The organism is Nocardioides sp. NPDC000445 (assembly GCF_040300245.1).
GTDB lineage: Bacteria > Actinomycetota > Actinomycetes > Propionibacteriales > Nocardioidaceae > Nocardioides.
In genome coordinates this window covers 35790-59113 of sequence record NZ_JBEPDH010000011.1, presented here as the reverse complement: position 1 = coordinate 59113, position 23324 = coordinate 35790, and the positions used below count along the sequence as shown (strand labels likewise).

Here is a 23324-nt window from a genome sequence, read left to right as displayed (position 1 = left end):
AAGTGGAAGCCGGCCGGCTCAGGCGTAGGGGTCGAGGGAGACCCCGGCCGGCTTCCCGTTCGCCAAGGCGTTGCCGAAGCGCGCGTCGGTGAGCTTGAAGGTGGCGGCGCCGAAGTCGGCCGCGACGAGGCGGTCACGGATGCCGGCGGGGTAGTTGTCCCAGCCGACCAGGCCCTTGACCTGCCAGACGCCCTCGTGGTTCTCGGGCGGCTCGTCTCCGCCGCCGGTCTTGGGGAAGCGGAAGCAGTGGGTGCTGCCGCCGTCCTTGTGATAGACCGCCTTGGGGTGCGTACCGCCCTCGAACTGCAGCTCCGCCTCGGGCTTGATCTGATAGCCGGAGTGCTGGGAGACGGACATGAACCGCGCGTGACCGTCCTGCACCCACACGATGATGTGCTCCCAGTCGTGCCGGTGGCCGGCCGAGCCGGGACCCCAGGAGACCTGGTCCTTCTCGAAGTAGTAGCCGTAGAGGTACGCACACCAGCCGTTGTTGCACTTCGAGCGGGAGTAGACGTTGGTGTTCTGCAGGTCGGAGAGGTCGCGGCACTGGCCGTTGACCGTGCCGCCCATCGCCAGACCGCCGTTGAGCGTGCCGTCCGGGCCGATCGCCGGGGTGCTGTAACAGCCGTCGGTATCGAAGTCGAGGGCCGGCTGCCAGGTGCGGTCGCCCTCCGGGGCCGAAGCCGGCAGCGCCGGCGGCGGGGCGGCCCAGGCAGCCGCCGGGACGAGGGAGAGGAGTGCGGCGAGCGGGAGCGCGAGGGCGAGCCTGCGCGTGAGTCGTTTCCCGAGAGTCATGTGGGGGTCCCTTGATCGTGGGGAAAGGGGGTGCTCAGATGCAACCAGTGCCACGATCGCGTGACAACCCCTGGCGTGTGAACGCGCCGGTAACGCTGCTCGCCGACCCTGGTTGGATGGACCGGTGGACGCAACGCAATGGCAGGAACGGATCACCGCCGAGCTCGCCGGCCTCGGGCAGCAGGAGTTCGTGATCATCGCCGAGCCCGCGCCGCCGGCGCCGGAACCGACAGGCATCTTCGCCCGGCTCAGGTCGAAGGCCTCACGGTCCGCGCCGCCGTCTCGCTGGGGCCAGGTGCTGTGCGTGGACTCGGTCCTCTACGCGGAGTTCGCGGGTACGCAGCACATCGGCGGCACCTGGGAGTCCTCCGCCGAGCAGCACGAGGCGCTTCGCGCGGCCGGCTGGCTCACCCCCGACGAGACCGACCCGATCGCCCCTGCGCCGAGGGTGCCGCACTACTGGCGCACCGTTCCCCGGGCCGAGGCAGCGCTCGTCGCCAGGCTCCTCGTCGACGCCTTCGGCATCCTCGGCGCCGACCTCGCCACCCTCACCCTCGAGCGGGATCGGTAGCCAGCGGCTCGGTCCGGCTGCAGAACAGGTGCTGTGCCTCGTGCGCGGCGTTGCCGTGCGCGAAGGTGAGCGCCCCCTCTCCCGCGTCCTTCGACTGCAGCGCGGGCGGGATCGGCGAGGCGATGACGCCGAGGCAGAAGCGTACGGCGACCGGGTCCTCGGGCAGGGTGATCTTTCCGTGGCCCAGGTCGTCACCGAACGGCTGATTGCGGGTCGCCGGGAGGTCGACGGCGGTCTCGACCGTCACCGTCTTGCCCGGAGCGAGCAGCTGACCACCGCCGGTGGGCGCGACGGCCAGGTTGATGCCCGGCGGCCATGGGAACGCCCGGTGGGACAGCACGAGGACCGGACCGTCATCACCGTTCTCGGCCGTGACGTAGGGAGCGGTCGACAGCTTCGTCCCCGCCCCCGACGGCACCAGCGTACGGTCGGTGACGAAGACGTCCGTCGACTCGTTGTTGGTGACTGTGTAGGTCACCGTGACCGAGTCCGTGGTGACCGCGATGTCGGCCGAGAAGTCGACGTCGGGAGCGGTCGCCGACGGACTCGGGTCCGGCGGTTCGCCGCCGTCCTCGAAGTCGGGCACGGCCGACCCGCACCCGCTCAGCGCGGCGACGAGTGCGGCGATCATCGAGCACATCTGGAGTTTCCTCATCGGCTCAGTAGTGCGGCCTGTTCGGCGCACCCATCTCCTCACGTAGTCCGTTCTCCGTCAGATCGTAGGAGTGGTCCGGGTCGATTCGCTCCGGGGTGCTGGGGTCGTTGTCGTGGTCGATCGGCAGACCGACAGCCACCCGCTCGCCCTGCTCGACGCCGTGGTTGGCCGTGTCGTTGCCGGAGTACTCCGTGCGGTCGAACTGGTCGTGGCGGAAGTCGTACGCGTGGGCCATCTCGTGGAACAGCACCACCACCGGCGGCCCCTCCTCGATCCAGTCGATGCGGGGTGAGTAGTTGATCCGCTCGCCGCTGGGCTCGGCGGTGCTGTTGCTGTTGTCGTCGTACTCCGCGATCGTCAGGCCCTGCTTGTTGAAGCCCAGGAACCCGGAGTCGTCGTACGTCCTCTGGAAGTCGGCCAGCATCTGCTGCCCGCGCGGCGAGGCCGCCAGCAGCTCCAGATCGGCCCGGACCCTGGCCTGGAACTCCGGGCTTCCCTCGATCTTGATGAACTCGGGGATCTCGTCGATCTCGACCTTCACCGTCTTCTCGGTGCCGGTGCCGGTGTCGCCACTCTCGGCGTAGGCGGTGTCATCGCCAGACCCGCCGGCGATCGTGTCCGAGCCCGTTCCGGCGTACGCCACGTCGTCGTCGCCACCGCCGGTGATCCGGTCGTCGCCGGAGCCGCCGGAGAGGGTGTCGTTCCCGGAGCCGCCGAGGATCCGGTCGTTGCCGGCACCGCCTTCGAGGAAGTCGTTGCCGTTCTCACCTGCGACGACATCGTTGCCGTCGAGGCCGTAGACCGAGTCGTTGCCCTCTCCGCCGTAGAGCCGGTCGTCGCCGGTCTGGCCGTCGATGTAGTCGCGGTCCGCTCCGCCGCTGACCCGGTCGGAGCCGGCGCCGGCGTCGACGTAGTCGTGCCCGTCGAGACCGTAGACACGGTCGTCGCCGTCGCCGCCGTGCACGGCGTCGTTCCCCTCGCCACCGATCAGGGTGACATCCAGGCCGACCCCCTTCGGCACGCCGATGCGGTCGTTGCCGCCACCTCCGCGCACGATCAGCTCCTGGCCGGCAGGCACGCGGTAGACGGTCTCGCCGCTGCTGTTCTTCACGACGACGATCTGCTCGCCGGTGTTGGGGTCGATGAAGACGGTCACCTCGTCGTCGCCGTCGCCCGTGCTGATCACGGTCTGGTCGCCGGAGGTGATGATGCCGGTCCCCTGCGCCCCCGCGGGCAGCTCGAACCCATCGTCGGTGCCCTCCGCAACGGCCTGCCACACCCGCGCGATCTCCTGCCAACGGGTGGTCGCCGCGTCGAGCGCGTCGCGATCGGTGGCGAGCTCGGAGTCGAGGCCCTTGCGGATCTCGTTGGCCGCGCTGATCGCGTCCTCGACCTGCTGGGACTCCTCCGGCGTCGACGGCCTGAAGATCACCTCGCCACCGACTCCCCTGGAATGGGGCACGCCGACCACCGTCGCCCAGGACTGGTCGAGACGACCTTGGGCGATGCGTACGGACCCCGCGGAGCGGGCCAGCACGCTCGCGACCTTGTCGGCAAGACTTGCCGCGGTGTCGAGATCGGTCATGATCTTCTTGCGGTGCTGGTCGTAGGAGTCGGCGGTCTTCCCCTCCCAGTCCGCTGCCCGGACTCGGCGGGAACCCGCGTCGACCGCGTCACTGGAGGTGGTGAGGGCGGTGCCGAGCGACGCCCAACGGCTCGACGCACGGTCCAGCTGGCCGGCGTCCTCCTCCAGATCCCACAGGCCGCTCATCAGCGGCCACCGTCGTAGACGGACCAGTCCACGGTCGGGTTGTAGGGGAAGATGCCGCCGATGCGAGGGACCTCGGAGCGCATCTGCTCGGCCGCGTCCTCGTCCGTGGTCGCGAACAGGAACGCGCAGGCGTAGATGTCGTCCATGTCCTGCTCGAGCACGCCGGCCAGCCGACCGACAGCGGTGCTCGCGGCGTCGCTGACGTTCACGTGGGCGGTGATCAGGCCGGGCCCGCCGGAGGAGTTGCCGGCGGCGGTGCCCGGGATGTCGAGCTCCGCCACGTTGTCGGTGAATCCGTCTCGTGCGGTGTCCGCTGCCGTACGCAGGTCGTCGGCGAGGGTGGTGAGCGACTCGGGAATGCTGATGGTCATGCGGTGTCCCCCGTTTCAGCCAGAAGTGGTCCCGTGTAGGTCCTTCCCCGATCCGGCCGCCGCTAAACCGATCTGCCGGAGATTTTACCTACTGGGGCTCACGTGGTCGGCGTCAGTAGGCGCCGAGCTGCTGGCACAGCAGCCGGTAGAACGCGGTGTTGGTCAGCGGGGTGAGCCGGTCCTTCAGCGCGAGATGGAGGCCGTCGGGACCGTTGATCCCGGCGAGCGTCCACGAGCCGACCGTGATCGACCAGGCGGTGCGGGCACCGAGCTCGTCCAGGACCACGTCGCGAGCGTCCTGGTCCTCGCTCAAGAGCTCGGCCATCCGGGCAGTCGGGAACGGTCGCATGGACCCGGCCGCACCCTTGACCGGGCGGATCTTCAGTGTGCGCACCAGGCTCGGGACCAGGTGACCTCGCGGAAGGTCGAGGGGCTGCGTACGGGTGCCGTCGACGCCGAGCTCGAGGTGGATGCCCGTGGAGTCGACGGCGGCGCGGTGCTCGAGGCGTCCGCCCGGGCCGGCGAGGACCCAGACGACCTCCGTCGCGGCCGCGCTCATGCCGGGCTCCAGGTCGCGGCGGCGGCGTCGATCTGGGCGGCCCAGGTCGCATAGTCGCTGGTCGGCACGGTGGCGGTCAGGGTGTGACCGACTCCGTCGATCGCCACGAACCACTGCTCCATGGTCAGCGCGGAGCCGCCCGGCCCGTCGTACATCGCCAGCCGCCGCCCCGCCTCCTGCCCGGCGATCGTGAGGCGCTCGAGGTCGATCGGCGTGTATCCCGGCATCATCTCGGTGAACGCCATCTCGGAGCCGACCTGCCAGTCGCGGAACCCCAGGTCGCCGTTGGTCTGGGCGGTCACCGTGAGGTTGGCGCGGAATGTCCCGCTCGCGGGCGCGAGCGCCAGGAAACGTACGCCCTCAGGTGGCTCGACGCTCTCCCAGCCTTCCGGGAGCGTCATCGTCGTCTGATCGGGCATGGTCACTTCTTTCCTGCGGCGCGCTTCTTCTTCGGGCGCGACTCGCGATACCACTTCGGCTTGATGAACGACGGGGTGGGAACGATGACCAGCAGCGGATAGACGAGGCAGGTGAGCAGGAAGAGCCCGCCGATGACCGTCCATGCCGCGGTCTGCTCCGGCAGGAGCCCGAACGCCGTCGAGCCGGTGATGGCCAGCGCGGAGATGCAGGGCAGATGGATGAGTACGACGTCCTCGCCCACACCGCCCCGGTTCCACGCGGTCGCCCAGGAACGGGCACGAGCGGAGAGCCCGAGATGCTGCCAGATGCTGACCCCGGCGCCGATGACGCCGGCGACGAGGATGAGTGCGGCCCAGATCATTGCGGTCCTAGTCCCAGAAGGTGATGGCGTCGCCGACATCGGAGGCTACCTCGCCGGCGCCCTCCGCGAAGTCGCTGACCCCGTCGACCACGGCCTCACCGAGCTCGCCGGCCTCGTCGACAACGAAGTCGGCGGCCTTGCCGGCCAGCCCGGAGCCGATGGCACCACCGATCACGCCACCGACGACACCGCCGATGACCGTGCCCGGGCCGGGGAAGATGCTGCCGATCGCGGCACCGGCCTGAGCGCCCGCCCAGGCTCCACCCGCGGCGCCCGCGGTGGTGATCGCGGAGGTGCTCACCGTACGGCTCACCCGCTCCGTCGTCGACAGCGACGGGTCGTCGGCGTCCTTCTGCCACTGCTCCCACGCCGAGGTGCCGGCCGTGACCACCCAGCCGGCCCGGGTCGCCCACTTGCCCGCGGTCAGCCACTTGCCGCGTACGGCTGCCTTGTTGGCCTTCGCGTGCCAGTTCTTGTCGCTGAGCACCTTCGCGGCGCGCTCCAGCTTCGTCAGGCTCGACGGACTGGCGAACCTGCCGTTCACCCGCGGCTGGAACGTGCCGTAACGGCTCTTCACCATCCAGTCGACCCCGGCACCGGCTCCCAGACCGGCCAGCCCCAGGGCGTACGCACCGATCTGCATGCCGTCGGAGAAATCCTTCGGCAGCAGGCCCAGGTCCTCGAGCCGGTCCTCGATCCAGCCGTCGCCGGTCGACTTCGAGATCGCCTTGCCGAGGTCCTCGTGGGCGTTGTCCTCGTCCTTGCGAGCCGTCTCGACCCGGCTGACCAGGTCGTTCCACTTCTCGACCTTGGTGTTGTGGGCGTTGACGTCGCCCTCGGAGGCGTCCTCGCCCGGGTCTGTCGGCGGCGAGATCATGGTGCCGCTGACCGTGAGCCCAGCGCCGCTGGCTTCGGTGCGGATCGTCGACATCTTGGTCTCGACCGCCTTGAGGTCGCCCGAGAAGGTCGAGAGACCCTTGCCCATGGCCTCGATGCGCGACTCGAGCTGGCGCAGGTCGCTCTTGCGCTTCTCCGCCTTGGACTCGAACGCGGCGCCCGCCTGGCCCTTCCAGGAACCGGCGGTCTTGATCGCCTTGCCGAGATCGTCGAGCGCGTCACCGACCGCGTCCTTGGCGGTCGTACACGCGTCCGCCGCGGTCTGCGCCGCCGACGCGTCGCCGTAGACCTTCGTGTCCATCGCCTCAGGCATCAGTTGCCCTTCACCCTCTGCTCATGACGCCGGCCCGCGTCGCCGGACGCGTCATCGGTCGTGGTCGCGTGGTCGAGCGCATTCTGTACGCCGTCGCTGAGTGACCCGAGGCCTTCCGCCATCCCGCCGACGGCCGCCGCCAGCGACGCCAGCGCGGTCGCGACCTCCGAGGACGACTCGCCGACGTCAGGTGTCTTCTGCAGCGGCTTGGCCTGCTTGAAGAGGTCGCCGCCGGCGGTGTCGAGCGTGCTCTTGATGGACCTGAGATCGTCGGGATTGACGTGCATGTCGTCGTCACTCATGCCTTCGTCCTACCCGCTTTCGCCGATTTCAAACATGACGAGAGCAAAAGCCCTAAGGGGCCGCCTCGGCCGGGCTGCGCACGTCCTGCTCACCCTCGACGATCCTGCGGGAGAGCACGGCGAGCGCCTCGTCGAGCTTGGCGTCGTCGGCACCCCAGTCGGAGAGCTCGGCGGACAGCCACTGCTTGAACGCAGCGACCAGCTTGGCGAGCTCCTCCTTGCCCGCCTCTGTCAGGGCGTACGCCGTCTCGTCGCCGTAGAGGTAGCCCTCCGCCGCGGCGGTGGCGAACGCCGGCGCCAGCACCGCGCCCGGCATCCCGAGGCGGTGGCCGATCGCGACCAACGAGGTCTCACCGCCGACCCATTCGCGGATCCCGATCTGGCGTACGCACCAAGCGGTCGCGGCATCGAGGTCGACCGCGGACTCTCGGAGCATGGTGAAGGTCTCCGGCGGCTGGCGTCGGACGAGCTGGGCGACGGCGGCATCGAGGCGCATCGCGCTGTCGGAGGAGTTGGGCATCGCGAAGCCGTCGCCTGTATCGGTCGCAGCTGCCCTCGAGGTGCCGCGAAGGGGCACCTCCTTGAGGAAGAGCGCGACCAGGAACGCGAGCCCGGCGACAGGGACCGCGGCGAGGAAGACGACCTGCAACGTATCCGCGTAGGCACCGATGATCGGCGCGCTCTGGGCGTCGGGCAGCGTGTGCAGCAGGGCGGGTGTCGCGACCTCGTTCGGGGAGACTCCGGCCGTGGCGAGGGCGGCAGGGAGCCGGTCGGCGAGCTGGTTGGCGTAGACGGTGCCCATGATCGAGGCGCCGAACGAGCTGCCCATCGTCCGGAAGAACGTCACGCCCGAGGTCGCCACGCCTAGGTCCTCGTAGGCCGCGGTGTTCTGCACGATGATCGTCAGGATCTGCATGCTCAGGCCGACCCCCATGCCCATGATCAGCAGGTACAGCGACATCATCAGCGTGCTGGTGTCGGCGTCCATGGTCGAGAGCAGATAGAGGCCCAGCGACATGATCAGCGCACCGGCGACCGGGAAGATCTTGTAGCGACCCGTTCGGCCCACGATCGAACCCGCCACTGTCGATGTCACCAGCAGACCGATGACCATCGGCAGGGTGCGGATCCCGGACGACGTCGCGGAGACGCCGTGGACGTACTGCATGTACGTCGGCAGGTAGGTCATCGCGCCGAGCATCGCGAAGCCGACGATGAACGAGAGCACGACGCTGACCGTGAACACTCGGTCCCGGAACAGCCGCAACGGCAGGATCGGCGAGACCGCCCGCGACTCGACCCAGACGAAGATCGCGAAGGCGACGGCCGAGCCGATGAACAGACCGATGACGGTCGCCGATCCCCACGGGTACTCGGTCCCACCCCAGCTGACGGCCAGCGTCAGCATCGAGGCGCCGAGGCCGACGAAGAGGATGCCGAGGTAGTCGATCGAGGGCCGCTTGCCGCGGGCGATCTGCGGCAGGGTCAGGCTGGCGATCGCGATCACGGCGATGCCGAGCGGCAGGTTGATGTAGAACGCCCAGCGCCAGGAGAGATGGTCGGTGAAGAGACCGCCGAGGAGCGGCCCGAGGACGGTGGTGGCACCGAAGACCGCGCCGAGGGCGCCCTGATACTTCCCGCGGTCGCGCAACGGGATGATGTCGCCGATCAGCGCCGTCGCGGTCACCATCAGGCCACCGGCGCCGATGCCCTGCACGGCTCTCGCGCCGATCAGCCAGGCCATGTCGGTCGCGAACCCGCACGCGGCCGAGGCGAGGATGAAGAGCCCGGCGGAGACCTGCAGCATCAGCTTGCGACCGAAGAGGTCGCCGAACTTGCCGGCGAGCACGGTCGCCACCGTCTCGGCCAGGAGGTAAGACGACACCACCCAGGACATGTGGCCGGCCCCTCCGACGTCCGCCACGATCGTCGGCAGCGCGGTCGACACGATCGTCTGGTCGAGCGCCGCGAGCAGCATGCCGAGCAGCACGGTCCCGAAGATGAGATTGATCCGGCGCCGGCTCAGCTGAGGCTCGGCGTCCGACGTCGCCTGCGGTGCTGCCATTGCGACCCCCACGGTCTCGACTGGAATCAAACTAAGCCAAACTCCAGGTCGGAGCGGGAGGCCTCGCGGAGTGTCAGGCAGCCTCCTCGTGATGGTCGGCCAGGTCGCGGATCAGGCTCGCGGCCGGCTCGTGGACGAACTCTGCGAACCCGCCGAGCGCGGACAGACCCTCCAGCGGCACGCCCGCAGCGAGTGCCGTGATCGTCTCCGGTCGCACCAGCCACGCGGCCAGGCAGGCGGGATAGTCGGCCGGGTGGTTGAACAGCTCGTCGAGCTCCTCCAGCGCCTCGTCATCGGGACTCCTGAACGCGTGCAGGCCCGCGTCCATGGCGAGGTTGACCAGTCCGTACGGAATGTCGGTGAGCAAGCCGTAGTCACGCAGCCCGCGGTGGGTCCAGATCTCCCCCGGCTCGCGACCCGCCCTGCCGGTCCTGTCACGCAGCGCGTCGATCCACCGCTCCGGCTCATCCGCGACGGCGTACGCCACCTCCTCAGGCACCCGCAGCGGCGCGGTCTCGAACATCAGGCCGTCGTCGATCGGCACGATCCGGCCGATCACGCACTCCTCGTCGTCGACGAGCAGTCCGGCACCGATGTTGATCGTGGACAGCTGCTCTCCGGTCCTCGGATCCTCCCAGACCAGGTGTCGCGGCTCGCGTCCCAGCAGCCGTAGGGCGCGCATCGGTGCCCGCACCCATTCCCAGATCCGGTCGGCACCGGCGATCAGGTCGCCGGACGCGTTGTGGCGCAAGAACGCCTCGAGTCCGCCGAGCTCGTAGAGGAAGGTCTGCCGGTAGACCCAGTCGCGATCCAAGATCTGGATCCGGTCGTCCTCCCGGTCACGTCCGGGGTCGGGGCCGCCACGGACGTCCAGCGCGACCCGGATCGCCTTCGACATCCGCCACTGGTTGCGCGCGTTGGTGCTCTGCATCGCCTGTGCGACGATCCATCGCGAATGCGCCCACCTCGGCATGAGCGCCGCGAGCAGCCGCAGCTGTTCAAGCCGCTCGAGACGCGACGGATGCCAGAACTGCTCCTTGTCGAGCTGATCGCTGGTCGTGTGGATGATCTCCAAGGCCGACTTCACATCCCCGCGGGCCTCGGCGTCGTTCACCGCGAACATCGCCGGCCAATAGGGACTGTCGATGACCTTCTCCGCGAACGACCGCCGCCGCGGATCCCCGGGCCTGTTCGGTGGACGAGGTGACTTCTCACGCTTCTTTCGTTTGGGCATGACCCCAGCAGACCTCGGATCCTGAGGCCCCGCCAGCGCCTATCACCGGCCTGTGGATAACCCTGTCCCGGAGCTCGCCTGTGGACGGTGATCGGCCCGCCGATCAGGCAAGAGCGAGGAAGAGCTTCTCCATCTTCTTGGTGTCGACACTGTCGCGCCCGCCCTCGGCGAGGCACTTCTCCAGCCCGGTGGCGACCAGCGCGTAACCGCCTCGGCTGACCGCCTTGTTGACCGCCGCGAGCTGAGTCAGGGCGTCTTCACACTCCGAGCCCTCCTCGAGCATCCGGATCACGGACGCAAGGTGTCCGTTGGCCTTCTTGAGTCGGGTGATGATGGCCTTGATCTCGTCAGGCTCGAGCTGCATCGTCGTCCTTCTTCTCTTCGGTGAGTGCTTCCAACATGACGGTGAGGCGCCGACGCGCGTCCGCCGCGACCTCGGCGACGCCGGCGTCCGAGCTGAACGAGGTCATCGCAGCCGGATCGAAGATCTCCACCCGGGTCTCCTCCCCCTCGGCCGCCACCACGACGTTGCACGGCAGCATCGTCGCGATCCGCGGGTCGGCCTCGAGCGCACGATGTGCGAGCCGGGGCCTGCAGGCTCCGAGAATCACCTGCTGCGGGATGTCGACACCGAGCTTGGCGTGCAGGGTGGCGGCCAGGTCGATCTCGGTGAGGACGCCGAATCCGGCGTCGCCGAGGAGATCTCGCACGCGCGCCAAGGTCTCCGCGTACGACGCGGGGATGGTGGCGCTCAGGGTGAAGCTGGTCATCGGTTCTCCTTCGTCTTCAGTGATTGTATAACCCCCCGGGGGGTTATGCTACCGTCGTCAACATAACCCCCCGGGGGGTTATGCCGCCGAGGAGAGAAAGTCCCTCGACCACGCCGAAAGGAGCCATCATGACCACCCCGACCGACCACAGCTCACCTCACGGCAAGAGCGTCCTGCGTGACCTGGGGCCGCTCCACCAGGAGCTACGCCGCGCCATCCCCGACGTCTACAAGGGCTGGGGCGGGCTCTCCAAGGCGGCCTTCGCCGATGGCGCGCTCGATCGCAAGACCAAGGAGCTGATCGCCTTCGCGATCGGCGTCGTCGAGGGCTGCGACGGCTGCATCGCCTCGCACGGCCAGGCCGCCGCTCGCGCCGGCGCGAGCCCCCAGGAGGCAGCCGAGGCCATCGGCGTCACCTTCCTCATGCACGGCGGCCCCGCAACCATCCACGGCGCGCGAGCCTTCGACGCGTTCTGCGAGTTCGTCGACGCCCTCGACGCCGGCGAACCTCCCGCCTGAGCCCCGACCAGAACCACAGAAGCAGGAACCGAACCATGTGTCGCCCCGTCCGCTGCAAGAAGTGCAAGAAGACCACCTGGGCCGGCTGCGGCCGCCATGTCGCCACCGTCAAGGCCTCCGTACCCGCCGGCCAGTGGTGCCCCGGCCACTCCGCGGACCCCAAGGACCCCAACGGCACCTGGCTGAGCCGCATCCTCGGCCACTGATCCCTCGGTACCGCCAGAGCACACGAAACTGTCGGTGCCTGCACCTATCGTTCCGAGCAACGCTCATCGCGGCCGGAAGGGGGCAGAGGTGACGGCTCTTGCAGACCTTGAGCTCTCCGCCCGCGAGTTGGCTGCGCGGCGAGCCTGGGCCGAGCGTGAGCTGGAGCTTCAGGACGGCGTGGCAAACCGCGCTCAGCTCGCCTTCGGCGGATACACCGCGAACGACATCCGTCGCGCGATCAGACGCCGCGAGATGCAGCTGGTCCATCGCGGCGTCTACGTGACCCACACCGGCCCCCTCACCTGGCGCCAGCGCGCCTGGGCAGCGGTGCTCTACGCCGAGCCGGCCGCCCTGTGCGGACCCACCGTCCTCGAGCCTCTCCGCACGGACGACGCCGACGGCCCCATCCACGTTGCCATCGACCACAGCCGCCGCCTCGTGGCACCCCCGGGCGTCGTAGTCCACCGCGTCGTCGGGCTGGCCCGCCAGACGTTCGCCGGCCAGCGCCCACCGCGTCTCAAGCTCGAGGACAACGCCCTCCTCCGAGCTCGCGAGGCAACCTCCGAGATCGAGGTCATCGGCCTGCTCACCGACATCATCGGCTGCCGTGGAGTGACTACCGATGCCGTACGCACAGCCCTGAAGCGCCACCCACGTCTCCCCCGTCGCGGCTTCATCACCGGTCTGCTCGCCGACGTGGAGGCGGGCACCTGCTCGGTCCTCGAGCACGGCTACCTCACCCGCGTCGAACGCGCCCACGGGATCCCCACCGGCACCCGCCAGAGCAAGCGACTGACTCCGACAGGCAACGAGTTTCGCGACGTCGAATACGAGGCGTACGGCCTCGTCGTGGAGCTCGATGGCCGCCTCAACCACGAGTCCTGGAGAGCTCAGGGCCGCGACGCCGACCGCGACCTCGACGACCTGGCGCTGGGCGGCAGGCTCACCGCCCGCCTTCGCTGGCACCAAGTGTTCGAGACTCAATGCCGAACGGCCGCCAGAGTCGCGCAACTACTGCACCAGCGCGGCTGGGCGGACGCCCCGACGAGGTGCGGAGACGATTGCACCCTGGAGAACTGGGGGTGACGTGGGAGTCCCGATGTCACCCAGTGACACCGGGACTCCCACGTCGCCGGGTCAATCTCGGCGCCCGCCGCTATGGACGTGCACATGCAGGTGTTTGGAGTCCTGGTAGGCACCTAGATTGGTGAGCACGGCCGCGGCGCCATGCTCGACCTCGACGTCTCTGGCCACTGTTTGGACGACACCGAGCAGCTCACGTACATCGATCTCATCCTCGTCGCTCACAGTCGTGAGCGACCCGATGTGCCGTTTGGGCACCACCACGACGTGGACCGCCCAGAACGGCCGTGTGTGGTGGAACGCCAGCACCCTGGCGCTGTTGTGCACCACGTCGAGACGGTCGGGGTGGGGAATGGCGACGTCACAGTAGAAGTCGTTCCCGTCGTACGAGACACCGCTTGTCATCCAGAGACCATAGGCCGACGAGCGTATTCGGCGACATGGCACGTGCTGTCGTGCTCGTCGTTCACGCCCACCCGTAAAACGAACCCGGTCCCGCACCCTTCCTCGGGTGCGGGACCGGACTCATTCAGCCTTCAGGCTCAGCTGCAACCAGAGGTCGAGCCGCAGCCCTCGCAGACGTAGCAGGAGCCGGCGGGGCGCATCTTGGTGCCGCAGGTGAAGCAGAGCGGGCTGTCGATGGCCATGCCGCTGATCGACTCGAGCAGCTCGGCGGTGGTGTGGGCGGTGGCCTTCGGCGCCTCCTCGACGACCTCGGCCTCGGTCTCCTCCTCGACCTCGGCCTCGACCGGCTCGGCGACAGGAGCAGCCTTGCGCTCCGGAGCCGGCTTCTGGACCAGCTCGGCGGCGGTGGTGCCGTTGCCGAGCTGCTCGTAGGAGCCGGTCTCGAGGTAGCGCTGACGCTCGTCGGCGGAGTAGATGCCGAGAGCCGAGCGGTCCTCGAAGGACATGTAGTCCAGCGCCAGGCGGCGGAAGACGTAGTCCATGAGCGACTGCGCCATGCGTACGTCCGGGTCGTCGGTCAGGCCGGCGGGCTCGAACTTCAGGTTGGTGAACTTGGAGACGTAGGTCTCCAGGGGCACGCCGTACTGGAGGCCGACGGAGACCGCGATGGAGAAGGCGTCCATGACACCGGCCAGGGTCGAGCCCTGCTTGCCGAGCTTGAGGAAGACCTCACCGAGCTCGCCGTCGGCGTGGGCACCGGAGGTCATGTAGCCCTCGGCGCCACCGACCGTGAAGGAGGTGGTGCGCGAGACGCGGGACTTCGGCAGGCGCTTGCGGGTCGGCGCGTAGACGATCTTCTCGATGATCTTCTCGACGACCTCGGGCTCGACCTCGGCGGCCGCGGCCTCCGCAGCGGCGGCGGTGGAGAGACCCTGGTCCTTCTTGGCGCCCTCCGACTTGCCGTCGGCCAGGGGCTGGCCGACCTTGCAGTTGTCGCGGTAGATCGCGGTGGCCTTCAGACCCAGCTTCCACGACTCCATGTAGACCTGCTCGATCTCCTCGACCGTGGCGGTCTCGGGCAGGTTGACGGTCTTGGAGATCGCGCCGGAGAGGAACGGCTGGGTCGCCGCCATCATGCGTACGTGGCCCATCGGCTGCAGGGCACGCTTGCCCATCGCGGTGTCGAAGACCTCGTAGTGCTCCTGGCGCAGGCCGGGGGCGTCGATGACGTGGCCGTGCTCGGCGATGTAGGCGACGATCGCCTCGATCTGCTCGGGCTGGTAGCCCATCTTCTTCAGCGCGCGCGGGATCACCTGGTTGACGATCTGCATCGAGCCGCCGCCGACGAGCTTCTTGAACTTGACCAGAGAGAAGTCGGGCTCGATGCCGGTGGTGTCGCAGTCCATCATGAAGCCGATGGTGCCGGTCGGCGCGAGCAGCGAGGCCTGGGCGTTGCGGAAGCCGTTGACCTTGCCGAGCTCGACGACGTCGTTCCACACGCGGGTCGCCGCGTCGATGATGTTGCGGTCGACCGGGTTGATCGAGCGGACCGCGTCGTTGGCGGCCTGGTGCTTGCGCATGACCCGCTGGTGGGCCTCGGCGTTGCGGGCGTAACCGGCGTACGGCCCGACGACACCGGCCAGCTCGGCCGAGCGCTTGTAGCCGGCACCGGTCATCAGCGAGGTGATGGCGGCGGCCATCGTGCGGCCACCCTCGCTGTCGTAGCCCAGACCCATCGCCATCAGCAGCGCGCCGAGGTTGGCGTAGCCGATGCCGAGCTGGCGGTAGTCGCGGGTGGTCTCGCCGATCGCCTCGGTCGGGAAGTCGGCGAAGCAGATGGAGATGTCCATCGCGGTGAAGACGACCTCGCAGGCCTGCTGGAAGCGCACGGCGTCGAAGGTGTCGTCGTCCTTGAGGAACTTCAGCAGGTTCAGCGACGCCAGGTTGCAGGAGGAGTTGTCCAGCGACATGTACTCCGAGCACGGGTTGGAGCCGGTGATCCGGCCAGTCTCCGGGTTGGTGTGCCAGTCGTTGATCGTGTCGTCGTACTGCAGACCCGGGTCGGCACACTCCCACGCGGCGATCGAGATCTTGCGGAACAGCTCGCGGGCGTCGATCTCCTCGATGACCTCACCGGTCGTACGCGCCCGGAGGCCGAACTTCTTGCCCTCCTCGACGGCGCGCATGAACTCGTCGGAGACGCGCACGGAGTTGTTGGCGTTCTGGTACTGCACCGACGAGATGTCCTTGCCGCCCAGGTCCATGTCGAAGCCGGCGTCGCGCAGCGCGCGGATCTTGTCCTCCTCGCGCGCCTTGGTCTCGACGAACTCCTCGATGTCGGGGTGGTCGACGTCGAGCACGACCATCTTCGCCGCGCGGCGGGTGGCGCCACCGGACTTGATGGTGCCCGCGGACGCGTCGGCGCCGCGCATGAAGGAGACCGGGCCCGACGCGGTGCCGCCGGAGGACTTCAGCAGCTCCTTGGAGGAACGGATGCGGGAGAGGTTGAGACCGGCACCGGAGCCGCCCTTGAAGATCAGGCCCTCCTCCTTGTACCAGTTCAGGATCGAGTCCATGGAGTCGTCGACCGAGAGGATGAAGCAGGCCGAGACCTGCTGGGGGGACTCGGTGCCGACGTTGAACCAGACCGGCGAGTTGAAGGCGAAGTGCTGGTTGACCAGCAGCCAGGTGAGCTCGCGACCGAAGAGGTCGGCGTCGTCGTCGGAGGCGAAGTAGCCGTTCTCCTTGCCGGAGGCGACGTAGGTGTTCACGACCCGGTCGATCAGCTGCTTCAGGCTCTGCTCACGCTTCTCGGTGCCGAGCGCGCCGCGGAAGTACTTGGTCGTCACGATCGTCGAGGCGTTGATCGACCAGAAGTCGGGGAACTCCACTCCGGTCTGCTCGAAGACGGTCTCGCCGGTCTTCCAGTTCTTCTGGACGACGTCGCGCCGCTCCCAGGTGATCTCGTCGTAGGGATGGACGCCCTCGGTGCTGAAGATCCGCTCGATCTTCAGCCCGGCGCCTGCCTTCGCCGATGCCTGTGCCTCTGCTGCCGTGTCTGTCATTTCGTTCCCCCTGTTGTCATCGATCGCTGTGCCGTACTGCTGGTCGGTGCTGATGGTGGAGTCCTTGCTCTGTTCTATCTGTTTCCGCTGGCTGTGCCGTTGATTGGCCCGAGCAGGTCGCTTCCCCACGGCCTGCCCGGGCCGGTCCATGTGTCCCGTGGGACCTAGTCGGAGCCCACCGGGGCCTCGACCGGATGTTCTGCCTCGAAGTCCTGGACTTCCCGTTCCGTACGCAGCATCTGGATCTCACGCTCGAAGTCCTCCACCGAGCCGAAGGCCCGGTAGACGCTCGCGAAGCGCAGGTACGCCACCTCGTCGAGCTCCCGCAGCGGCGCGAGGATCGCCAGCCCCACCTCGTTGCTGGGAACCTCGGCCAGCCCCTGGCTGCGCAGTGCCTGCTCGACCTCCTGGCCGAGGCAGGCGAGCTGGTCCTCGGTGACCGGCCGGCCCTTGCATGCCTTGCGTACGCCGTGCACCGCCTTGTCGCGGCTGAACGGCTCCGCTGCGCCGGAGCGCTTGGCCACCATCAGCTGCATCTGCTCGACGGTCGTGAACCGCTTCCCACATTCCTGGCAGACCCGGCGGCGCCTGATCTGGCCACCGTCCTCGGCCACGCGGGAGTCGAGCACCTTGGTGTCGCTGTGTCGGCAGAACGGACAGTGCACGGTCGAGCCCCTCTCGTGAGACCTGTGGATCCAGGCCGTCTCATTGGCGGCCCGAGCCTGTGGAACCTGTGGATATGAGCGTGAGTCCCTGTGGAACAACACCCCCATCGCTGTGGGCCATCCGCCTGTTCATGTGAACTAGATGTGGATAACTACAGCGGTGTAACTACTAGATGTAGTGGTAACCGTACGCCCGCCCCCACGACGATGCAAGCGAGCGCGGTGTTTACCCGCGTGTCCGGCGTGTCGGCGGTCAAACACCGAAAGATTCCGGTTCAGGGGCGACGGACTGGGCTGGATGAGTAAGAATGACCCCCGTGACAAACATCCCCGGAGGAAATCGCGTCGGGTCGCGGAGAGGCACGCGCCCCAGAAGCAGTCCCCGGCCACCTTTCATCTTGCCTGCGATCGCGACACTGGCTTTCCTCGTCATCTGGGGAGTGCTCGTGTGGGTCGCCGTCGGTTTCGGGGCCGACGCACGGGGAGGCGATTCCGGCGCTTGGGCGAAGCTCGCCATCGCGGCGGTCGTTGCAGTCGCCTGCCTCTTCCTGACCTTCACCTTCGCCGGGAAGGCCTGGCGGGCCTTCTCCGGCTCCCCCACCACGCCACCCGCCGACGACTACACCGGAAGCCACTCCAACGCCTACGTCGAGGAGCAGGACTACTCGGCCCCGGCCTACTCCGACCAGGCCTACCCTGAGCAGGCCTACCCGGAGCAGGACTACTACGGCACCGGCTCCTACGGCTACGACGACACCGGTTCGTACGGCCGGCACAGCTCCGACACCGGGAGCCAGCCGCCCTACGGCGACACCAGCAACCGCTCGGCCTACACCGACACCGGCTCCCAGTCGCCCTACGGCTACCCCAGCAGCGACCAGGTGTACGGCAACACCGGCAGCCGGGCCGCCTACGGCGCATCGTCCTACCAGCCGCCGACCAGCCCACCGCCCACCCCGCAGCCCTACTACTCCAGCCCGCCGACACCGACGTCGACGCCGCAGAGCACTCCGGGGTACGGCTCGCAGGGATACGGCACAGACAGCTACCCCACCCAGCAGACCGGCTCCCCGCAGTATCAGTCGGGCGCCTACCAGACCCCGACCAGCTACGGCCAGACCGGCTCGAGGGCTCGACTGACCCAGGACCCCGCCGCGACCCAGGCGATGCCCACCCAGCGCCAGCCCCAGGAGCCGACGGCCGAGCCGGACGACGAGTGGCCGCCGCGACACAGCACACGCAACAAGCAGTGGCCGCCGGCCGAGCCGGACAGCCCCTACCGCGGGCGCCACTGACCCGACACAGCGAGAGTGCTGCAGACGCTTCCCATCGTCTGCAGCACTCTCACTTTTCCCCGGTAGCCGGCTGCCGGGGTCGAAGGAGCAGCCGGACATCTATGCGGCGCCGCTTACGGCGCGGTCGGAACGATCAGCGTCTGTCCGGACACGAGCATCGAGGACTCGAGACCGTTGAGCTCCTTGATCCTCTGCTCCATCTCCCGAATCGAGGAGTCGGTGCCGGCGACGGCCTTCGAGGAGATGTCCCAGAGCGTGTCGCCATCGCCGACGACCATCGTGTGGGCGGAGGTGGAGGGGCTTTTGTCGGCACCGTTCTCCACCGCGAACGCCACCCGCGCCCCGATCAGCGCGATCCCGAAGAGCACCACGAGCGCGAATGCGAACACGACGACTCGGCCGCGACGCGTGAGCCGCACGGTCGAGCGACGCACCTCCGGCGCCGGACGCGGCGGCTCGGCTACGGGCAGCACATAGACTGTTGCACTCATCTCACGGCCTCCTGATCACAAGTCTCTCGATCACGTGTTCGATCGAGCACATGTTCGAAGGTAGATCACGTGTTCGAACAACGCAAGTAGCGGCCCCAAGAATTTTCGAACGCCGACACGCGCCGCCCGCGAGGTCGAACAAATGTTTGATGTCGTGGTGCCAGAGGGACTAATGTGATGACATGACCACGCAGAAGACAGGCACCGGATCAGGCGGTTCGAAGAAGAGCCGCGTCCGCGAGCTGCCCGACGGGCCGCCGGACGCGACCGGGCTCACGCCGCGTCAGCAGCGCATCCTCGCTCACCTGCGCGACAGCATCGAGCAGCGCGGCTACCCGCCCAGCATGCGCGAGATCGGGGCCGCGGTCGGGCTGACCAGCACCAGCAGCGTCGCCCACCAGCTCCGTGCGCTCGAGCAGCGTGGTCTGATCCGCAAGGACCCGAAGCGACCGCGCGCTCTCGAGGTCTTCCTCCCGGAGGTGATGGCCCACCGCAAGGCCATGTCCGGCGAGGAGCCCGAGTCGACGATCACCGCCGAGGCCGACATCAACCCCAACCCCGACGCCGCCATGGTCCCCCTGGTCGGGCGGATCGCGGCCGGTGGCCCGATCCTGGCCGAGGAGACCTCGAGCCAGCAGAGCATCGAGGACGTCTTCCCACTGCCCAAGCAGCTGGTCGGCAACGGCGACCTCTTCCTGCTCTCGGTCTCCGGTGACTCGATGGTCGACGCGGCGATCTGCGACGGCGACTTCGTGGTCGTGCGCCAGCAGCCGACCGCCGAGAACGGCGAGATCGTGGCCGCGCTGATCGACGGCGAGGCCACGGTCAAGACGCTCTCCCGCAAGGACGGCAAGGTCTGGCTGCTGCCGCACAACGCGGCGTACGAGCCGATCGACGGCACCCACGCGACCATCCTCGGCAAGGTGACGGCGGTTCTGCGAAGCCTCTGAGCCTCCCGGAACCGGAGGGCATGTCTGGCAAATCCACGCCCGCTACGCGACGTTTCGCATCCGATCTGGCTGCGTTGGCGCCGCTCGACAGCCTCCAGGATGCCTTCGCAGCGCCGCCTTGCCAGATCGGCCCGAAACGCCGCTCGCGGCCGCCGTGTCTTTCCCAGACATGCCCTCCCCGAGAACACTGCGTGAAATCCAGCCGCCGGCCCATGACAGGGCCGGCGGCTGCGTCGTTCCATACAGCGTGACCCAGACGCAGATCGACCGCCGTACCCTCATCGCCGCCGGGCTGGCGACCGCCGCAGGAGCCGGAGCCATCGCGCTTCCCGAGCCCGCCGAGGCCGCGGGTGGCACGCTCAACCACTTCCAGCACGGTGTCGCCTCCGGTGACCCGCTCCCGGACCGCGTGGTCATCTGGACCCGGGTCACGCCGACCGCGGACGCGACTCCGGGGTCAGGGCGGGGCGAGGAGGTCCTGGTCCGCTGGGAGGTGTCACCCACCGCCGACTTCGGCCGCGTCACCGCGAAGGGATCCCAGCAGACGGGCCCCGACCGCGACCACACCGTGAAGCTCGACGTCTCCGGCCTGGCCCCGGAGAGCTGGTACTTCTACCGCTTCACCTACAACGGCCAGACCAGCCGGGTCGGCCGCACCCGCACCGCTCCGGCCGCGGACGCAACCCCGGAGAACGTACGTTTCGGGGTGGTCTCCTGCTCCAACCTGCAGGCCGGCTGGTTCGCGTCCTACCGCCACCTGGCCGCCCGCGACGACCTGCACGCGATCCTCCACCTGGGCGACTACCTCTACGAGTACGCGCCCGGCGAGTACGGCTACGGCATGGCCAACGAGGACGTCCGGCCGCACGAGCCGGCCCACGAGATACACACGCTGGCCGACTACCGGATCCGGCACGCGCAGTACAAGCGCGACGTCGACCTCGCCGCCGCCCACGCCCGGCTGCCCTGGATCGTCACCTGGGACGACCACGAGTCGGCCAACGACGCCTGGCTGCTGGGTGCTGAGAACAACGAGCCCGGCGAGTACGACTGGATCGACCGCAAGACCAACGCCAACCAGGCCTATGACGAGTGGATGCCGCTGCGCGTCGACGGCACAGCCACGGTGGAGACCGACGGCCACCTCCACGACCGCATCCACCGGCGGCTGCGTTTCGGCAACCTGCTCGAGCTGAGCATGCTCGACCTGCGCTCCTACCGCTCCCAGCAGGTCGCCCGCACCGACCTCGCCGGCGTCGACGACCCCGACCGCACGATCACCGGTGACGAGCAACTCGCCTGGCTCAAGGACGGCCTGCTCACCGATGCCCGGTGGAAGATCGTCGGCAACCCGGTGATGATCGCGCCGGTCACCTTCGGCGCGCTCCCCAAGAGCCTCATCAGCCCGGTCAACGACGTCACCGGCCTGCTGCCCGACAACGGCATCGCCTACAACGTGGACCAGTGGGACGGCTACACCGCCGACCGCACCGAGCTCTTCGAGCACATCCGCAACAACGCGATCACCGACACCGTCTTCGTCACCGGCGACATCCACTCGGCGTGGGCCTGCGACCTGCCGTACGACTCCGCCGTCTACCCGCTCGGCAAGACCGCCGGGGTCGAGTTCGTGGCCACCTCGGTGACCTCGAACAACCTCAAGGACATCCTCGGTGCGCCGCGCCGTACGGTCAGCCTCACGGTCGAGAACATCATCAGGACCGCCAACCGCCACGTCCGCTACCTCAACTTCGACGACCACGGCTTCTCCGTCCTCGACGTGACCCGCAACCGGGCGCAGATGGACTGGTACGTCATCGGCGAGCGCAAGGACTCCAACACCACCGCCACCTGGACCAGGTCGTACGCCACCGCCACCGGAAGCAACAGGCTCCATCACGTCACGGAGCCCGTCTAGGCCGTGTCCGCCGGACACAGCGGCGCTCTGCGCTTAGACTGCCCAGGTCTGCCTTCCCGAACGTCTGGTACCTCATGCGAAACATTGCCCGCCGGATCAACCGCAAACAACGATCCCTCGTCCTGATCGCAGGCATGGTCGTCGCGACATTCGTCGCCACCATGCCCGCAACCGGTTCGACGCCGGCGACCTCGGTGAGGACCGGCGGTGACACCAGCGCCGAGCAGCCGGTGACGGAGAAGGCGGCCCGGGAGGCGCTCGCCGCGGCCAAGAAGGTCAAGCGCAACCAGTCAGTACGCGGCGCCCGCCAGGTCGTGCCCGGGCGGCACGTCGCCGGCCGGCCCGACGCGACCATCGCGCTGACCGACCTGTGGAACGCCAAGGACGCCCTGGACGGCTCCAACAAGGCGGCCGCGCGTGAACTGCTCGCCCGCCCGCGCACCGCCACCCAGACCTGCAGCGACGCGGTCTGCGTCCACTACACGCCGGGCAAGGGCGGCGACCGCGCCTCGTCGACGTACGCGAACCAGGTCCGTGACGTGGTCACGAAGGTCCACAACCTCTACGTGCAGGCGGGCTACCGCAAGCCCGCGGCCGACAAGTCGGTCACCCCGGGCAAGGTCGACATCTACCTGGAGAACCTCTACGACGAGGGCTACTACGGATACTGCGCGCCGGAGACCAAGGTCTCCAAGACGGCCGCGACGGCCTACTGCGTCATGGACAACGACTACGCCACCAGCGAGTACGGCACGGTCAACACACCCACCGAGAACCTCCGGGTGACCGCCGCCCACGAGTACTTCCACGCGGTCCAGTTCGCCTACGACGCCGGCGAGGACCGCTGGATGATGGAGTCGACCGCGACCTGGGTCGAGGACGAGGTCTACGACAGCATCAACGACAACCGGCAGTACCTGGGCTACGGCCAGCTCGAGGACCAGCGCAAGCCGCTGGACAACTCCTACGCCTCCAACCTCGGCATCTACGGCAACTGGATCTTCTTCCGCTACCTGTCCGAGCGCTTCGCCAAGGAGCGCGGGACCCTGCCGGAGGTCGTCCTCTCGATCTGGAACCGAGCGCCGTCGACCTACTCGACCACCGCCATCCGGCAGGCGCTCGCCGCTCGTGGCACCACGCTGAAGCAGCAGTACATCCGCTTCGCCGCCGCCAACCTGGCCCCGTCGAAGACCTACAGCGAAGGCCGGTTCTACTACCCGCCGGTCTACGACGGCCGCACTGCGCTGCCCGCCAAGCGCCAGACCGTCGACGGCCAGTTCACCCTCAAGCACCTCACCTACGCCTCCCAGCGCCTCGTCCCGAAGAACGTCGGCAAGGGCTGGAAGCTGCGGGTCAAGGTCGACGTGGCCCGGCCCAACGCCAACGGCGCCGTGGTGAGCATCTTCCGCACCGACGGCACCCGCGGCGTCTACTACCTCAAGCCCAACAGCAAGGGCATCGCCACCAAGACCATCGAGGGCTTCTCCTCGAAGCGGATCCGCAAGGTCGAGGTCACCTTCGCCAACGCGAGCAGCAACTTCAACTGCGGCCAGGGCACCGCGTTCTCGTGCCACGGCATCGCGACCCCCGACAAGGCCACCCACCGCTGGTGGGCGAAGACGTACCGCTGACCCTCACATCAC

The 23324-nt window shown here is 68.4% G+C and carries 25 protein-coding genes; 8 read left to right on the top strand and 17 right to left on the bottom strand.

Annotation, left to right across the window (positions count from 1 at the left end):
- Positions 1 to 18 precede the first annotated feature (18 nt).
- Positions 19 to 795, bottom strand: coding sequence for an NPP1 family protein (locus tag ABT304_RS16120; RefSeq protein WP_350716540.1), 777 nt, complete (start codon positions 793 to 795; stop codon positions 19 to 21).
- 124 nt (positions 796 to 919) lie between these two features.
- Here ABT304_RS16120 and ABT304_RS16115 point away from each other — a divergent pair, with 124 nt between their 5' ends.
- Positions 920 to 1366: a TY-Chap domain-containing protein gene (locus ABT304_RS16115; RefSeq protein WP_350716538.1), complete on the top strand. Its 447-nt coding sequence runs from the start codon at positions 920 to 922 to the stop codon at positions 1364 to 1366.
- Here ABT304_RS16115 and ABT304_RS16110 read toward each other — a convergent pair.
- From ABT304_RS16110 to ABT304_RS16055, 12 genes are all read right to left on the bottom strand, one after another.
- Positions 1344 to 2021: a hypothetical protein gene (locus tag ABT304_RS16110; protein WP_350716536.1), complete on the bottom strand. Its 678-nt coding sequence runs from the start codon at positions 2019 to 2021 to the stop codon at positions 1344 to 1346. The two genes, ABT304_RS16115 and ABT304_RS16110, sit on opposite strands and share 23 nt — an antisense overlap.
- Positions 2022 to 2025: 4 nt before the next feature.
- Positions 2026 to 3792, bottom strand: coding sequence for a M91 family zinc metallopeptidase (locus ABT304_RS16105; RefSeq protein ID WP_350716534.1), 1767 nt, complete (start codon positions 3790 to 3792; stop codon positions 2026 to 2028).
- Entirely contained in the window at positions 3792 to 4163 is a 372-nt protein-coding gene (locus ABT304_RS16100) for a hypothetical protein (protein WP_350716532.1), read from the bottom strand. Before ABT304_RS16100 ends, ABT304_RS16105 begins: the two co-directional genes overlap by 1 nt.
- A 112-nt stretch (positions 4164 to 4275) precedes the next feature.
- Positions 4276 to 4722 (bottom strand): hypothetical protein, encoded by a 447-nt coding sequence (locus tag ABT304_RS16095; protein WP_350716530.1) that lies wholly within the window; start codon positions 4720 to 4722, stop codon positions 4276 to 4278.
- Positions 4719 to 5141 carry a hypothetical protein gene (locus tag ABT304_RS16090; RefSeq protein ID WP_350716528.1) on the bottom strand — a complete coding sequence of 141 codons (423 nt, stop codon included), beginning with the start codon at positions 5139 to 5141 and terminating at the stop codon, positions 4719 to 4721. The genes ABT304_RS16095 and ABT304_RS16090 overlap by 4 nt, the downstream gene beginning before the upstream one ends.
- Before the next feature lie 2 nt (positions 5142 to 5143).
- On the bottom strand, positions 5144 to 5503 hold the full coding sequence (locus tag ABT304_RS16085) for a hypothetical protein (RefSeq protein WP_350716526.1): 360 nt from the start codon (positions 5501 to 5503) through the stop codon (positions 5144 to 5146).
- Between the two features lie 7 nt (positions 5504 to 5510).
- Positions 5511 to 6713: a WXG100 family type VII secretion target gene (locus tag ABT304_RS16080; RefSeq protein WP_350716524.1), complete on the bottom strand. Its 1203-nt coding sequence runs from the start codon at positions 6711 to 6713 to the stop codon at positions 5511 to 5513.
- Positions 6713 to 7015: a hypothetical protein gene (locus ABT304_RS16075; RefSeq protein WP_350716522.1), complete on the bottom strand. Its 303-nt coding sequence runs from the start codon at positions 7013 to 7015 to the stop codon at positions 6713 to 6715. The genes ABT304_RS16080 and ABT304_RS16075 overlap by 1 nt, the downstream gene beginning before the upstream one ends.
- Positions 7016 to 7067: 52 nt before the next feature.
- Entirely contained in the window at positions 7068 to 9080 is a 2013-nt protein-coding gene (locus tag ABT304_RS16070) for an MDR family MFS transporter (RefSeq protein ID WP_350716520.1), read from the bottom strand.
- Positions 9081 to 9153: 73 nt separating this feature from the next.
- Positions 9154 to 10203 carry a hypothetical protein gene (locus ABT304_RS16065; protein ID WP_350716518.1) on the bottom strand — a complete coding sequence of 350 codons (1050 nt, stop codon included), beginning with the start codon at positions 10201 to 10203 and terminating at the stop codon, positions 9154 to 9156.
- 214 nt (positions 10204 to 10417) lie between these two features.
- Positions 10418 to 10678 (bottom strand): metal-sensitive transcriptional regulator, encoded by a 261-nt coding sequence (locus ABT304_RS16060; protein ID WP_091051628.1) that lies wholly within the window; start codon positions 10676 to 10678, stop codon positions 10418 to 10420.
- The gene (locus ABT304_RS16055) at positions 10662 to 11084 is read right to left on the bottom strand and encodes a DUF302 domain-containing protein (RefSeq protein ID WP_350716516.1); all 423 of its coding nucleotides are present in this window, start codon (positions 11082 to 11084) and stop codon (positions 10662 to 10664) included. The genes ABT304_RS16060 and ABT304_RS16055 overlap by 17 nt, the downstream gene beginning before the upstream one ends.
- Before the next feature lie 128 nt (positions 11085 to 11212).
- On the opposite strand from ABT304_RS16055, the gene ABT304_RS16050 reads away from it, so the two are divergent.
- The 3 genes from ABT304_RS16050 to ABT304_RS16040 all read left to right on the top strand — a co-directional run bounded on the left by ABT304_RS16050 (position 11213) and on the right by ABT304_RS16040 (position 12895).
- Positions 11213 to 11602 (top strand): carboxymuconolactone decarboxylase family protein, encoded by a 390-nt coding sequence (locus ABT304_RS16050; protein ID WP_350716515.1) that lies wholly within the window; start codon positions 11213 to 11215, stop codon positions 11600 to 11602.
- Between the two features lie 35 nt (positions 11603 to 11637).
- Entirely contained in the window at positions 11638 to 11808 is a 171-nt protein-coding gene (locus ABT304_RS16045) for a DUF8730 family Cys-rich protein (protein ID WP_350716513.1), read from the top strand.
- A gap of 88 nt (positions 11809 to 11896) precedes the next feature.
- On the top strand, positions 11897 to 12895 hold the full coding sequence (locus tag ABT304_RS16040) for a hypothetical protein (RefSeq protein ID WP_350716512.1): 999 nt from the start codon (positions 11897 to 11899) through the stop codon (positions 12893 to 12895).
- Between the two features lie 51 nt (positions 12896 to 12946).
- Here the strand turns inward: ABT304_RS16040 and ABT304_RS16035 are convergent, their stop codons facing one another.
- From ABT304_RS16035 to nrdR, 3 genes are all read right to left on the bottom strand, one after another.
- Positions 12947 to 13297 carry an HIT domain-containing protein gene (locus ABT304_RS16035; protein ID WP_350716510.1) on the bottom strand — a complete coding sequence of 117 codons (351 nt, stop codon included), beginning with the start codon at positions 13295 to 13297 and terminating at the stop codon, positions 12947 to 12949.
- Between the two features lie 137 nt (positions 13298 to 13434).
- Complete coding sequence (locus tag ABT304_RS16030; RefSeq protein ID WP_350716508.1) at positions 13435 to 16362, bottom strand: vitamin B12-dependent ribonucleotide reductase; 2928 nt, start codon at positions 16360 to 16362, stop codon at positions 13435 to 13437.
- 164 nt (positions 16363 to 16526) lie between these two features.
- On the bottom strand, positions 16527 to 17027 hold the full coding sequence (gene nrdR / locus ABT304_RS16025; protein ID WP_160025421.1) for a transcriptional regulator NrdR: 501 nt from the start codon (positions 17025 to 17027) through the stop codon (positions 16527 to 16529).
- Positions 17028 to 17425: 398 nt separating this feature from the next.
- Between nrdR and ABT304_RS16020 the strand changes: the two genes are divergently transcribed.
- Entirely contained in the window at positions 17426 to 18322 is an 897-nt protein-coding gene (locus tag ABT304_RS16020) for a hypothetical protein (RefSeq protein WP_350716506.1), read from the top strand.
- A gap of 113 nt (positions 18323 to 18435) precedes the next feature.
- Here ABT304_RS16020 and ABT304_RS16015 read toward each other — a convergent pair whose 3' ends face one another.
- Positions 18436 to 18813, bottom strand: a complete 378-nt coding sequence (locus tag ABT304_RS16015; protein ID WP_160025423.1) for a LysM peptidoglycan-binding domain-containing protein — start codon at positions 18811 to 18813, stop codon at positions 18436 to 18438.
- Positions 18814 to 18995: 182 nt separating this feature from the next.
- Between ABT304_RS16015 and lexA the strand changes: the two genes are divergently transcribed.
- From lexA to ABT304_RS16000, 3 genes are all read left to right on the top strand, one after another.
- Positions 18996 to 19763, top strand: coding sequence for a transcriptional repressor LexA (gene lexA / locus ABT304_RS16010; RefSeq protein WP_160025424.1), 768 nt, complete (start codon positions 18996 to 18998; stop codon positions 19761 to 19763).
- Positions 19764 to 20010: 247 nt separating this feature from the next.
- The gene (locus ABT304_RS16005) at positions 20011 to 21681 is read left to right on the top strand and encodes an alkaline phosphatase D family protein (protein ID WP_350716504.1); all 1671 of its coding nucleotides are present in this window, start codon (positions 20011 to 20013) and stop codon (positions 21679 to 21681) included.
- 74 nt (positions 21682 to 21755) lie between these two features.
- The gene (locus ABT304_RS16000) at positions 21756 to 23312 is read left to right on the top strand and encodes an MXAN_6640 family putative metalloprotease (RefSeq protein WP_350716502.1); all 1557 of its coding nucleotides are present in this window, start codon (positions 21756 to 21758) and stop codon (positions 23310 to 23312) included.
- The last annotated feature ends 12 nt before the right edge of the window (positions 23313 to 23324 follow it).

What these genes read in the sequence shown, in the direction of transcription:
- ABT304_RS16065 (WP_350716518.1), bottom strand. Translation starts at nt 10,203, where the DNA reads ATGTTCGCGGTGAACGACGCCGAGGCCCGCGGGGATGTGAAGTCGGCC.
- ABT304_RS16045 (WP_350716513.1), top strand. Translation starts at nt 11,638, where the DNA reads ATGTGTCGCCCCGTCCGCTGCAAGAAGTGCAAGAAGACCACCTGGGCC.
- ABT304_RS16070 (WP_350716520.1), bottom strand. Translation starts at nt 9,080, where the DNA reads ATGGCAGCACCGCAGGCGACGTCGGACGCCGAGCCTCAGCTGAGCCGG.
- ABT304_RS16000 (WP_350716502.1), top strand. Translation starts at nt 21,756, where the DNA reads ATGCGAAACATTGCCCGCCGGATCAACCGCAAACAACGATCCCTCGTC.
- ABT304_RS16050 (WP_350716515.1), top strand. Translation starts at nt 11,213, where the DNA reads ATGACCACCCCGACCGACCACAGCTCACCTCACGGCAAGAGCGTCCTG.
- ABT304_RS16030 (WP_350716508.1), bottom strand. Translation starts at nt 16,362, where the DNA reads ATGACAGACACGGCAGCAGAGGCACAGGCATCGGCGAAGGCAGGCGCC.
- lexA (WP_160025424.1), top strand. Translation starts at nt 18,996, where the DNA reads ATGACCACGCAGAAGACAGGCACCGGATCAGGCGGTTCGAAGAAGAGC.
- ABT304_RS16075 (WP_350716522.1), bottom strand. Translation starts at nt 7,015, where the DNA reads ATGAGTGACGACGACATGCACGTCAATCCCGACGATCTCAGGTCCATC.
- ABT304_RS16105 (WP_350716534.1), bottom strand. Translation starts at nt 3,792, where the DNA reads ATGAGCGGCCTGTGGGATCTGGAGGAGGACGCCGGCCAGCTGGACCGT.
- ABT304_RS16090 (WP_350716528.1), bottom strand. Translation starts at nt 5,141, where the DNA reads ATGCCCGATCAGACGACGATGACGCTCCCGGAAGGCTGGGAGAGCGTC.
- ABT304_RS16060 (WP_091051628.1), bottom strand. Translation starts at nt 10,678, where the DNA reads ATGCAGCTCGAGCCTGACGAGATCAAGGCCATCATCACCCGACTCAAG.
- ABT304_RS16055 (WP_350716516.1), bottom strand. Translation starts at nt 11,084, where the DNA reads ATGACCAGCTTCACCCTGAGCGCCACCATCCCCGCGTCGTACGCGGAG.
- ABT304_RS16110 (WP_350716536.1), bottom strand. Translation starts at nt 2,021, where the DNA reads ATGAGGAAACTCCAGATGTGCTCGATGATCGCCGCACTCGTCGCCGCG.
- ABT304_RS16015 (WP_160025423.1), bottom strand. Translation starts at nt 18,813, where the DNA reads ATGAGTGCAACAGTCTATGTGCTGCCCGTAGCCGAGCCGCCGCGTCCG.
- ABT304_RS16035 (WP_350716510.1), bottom strand. Translation starts at nt 13,297, where the DNA reads ATGACAAGCGGTGTCTCGTACGACGGGAACGACTTCTACTGTGACGTC.
- ABT304_RS16080 (WP_350716524.1), bottom strand. Translation starts at nt 6,713, where the DNA reads ATGCCTGAGGCGATGGACACGAAGGTCTACGGCGACGCGTCGGCGGCG.
- ABT304_RS16085 (WP_350716526.1), bottom strand. Translation starts at nt 5,503, where the DNA reads ATGATCTGGGCCGCACTCATCCTCGTCGCCGGCGTCATCGGCGCCGGG.
- ABT304_RS16100 (WP_350716532.1), bottom strand. Translation starts at nt 4,163, where the DNA reads ATGACCATCAGCATTCCCGAGTCGCTCACCACCCTCGCCGACGACCTG.
- ABT304_RS16095 (WP_350716530.1), bottom strand. Translation starts at nt 4,722, where the DNA reads ATGAGCGCGGCCGCGACGGAGGTCGTCTGGGTCCTCGCCGGCCCGGGC.
- ABT304_RS16120 (WP_350716540.1), bottom strand. Translation starts at nt 795, where the DNA reads ATGACTCTCGGGAAACGACTCACGCGCAGGCTCGCCCTCGCGCTCCCG.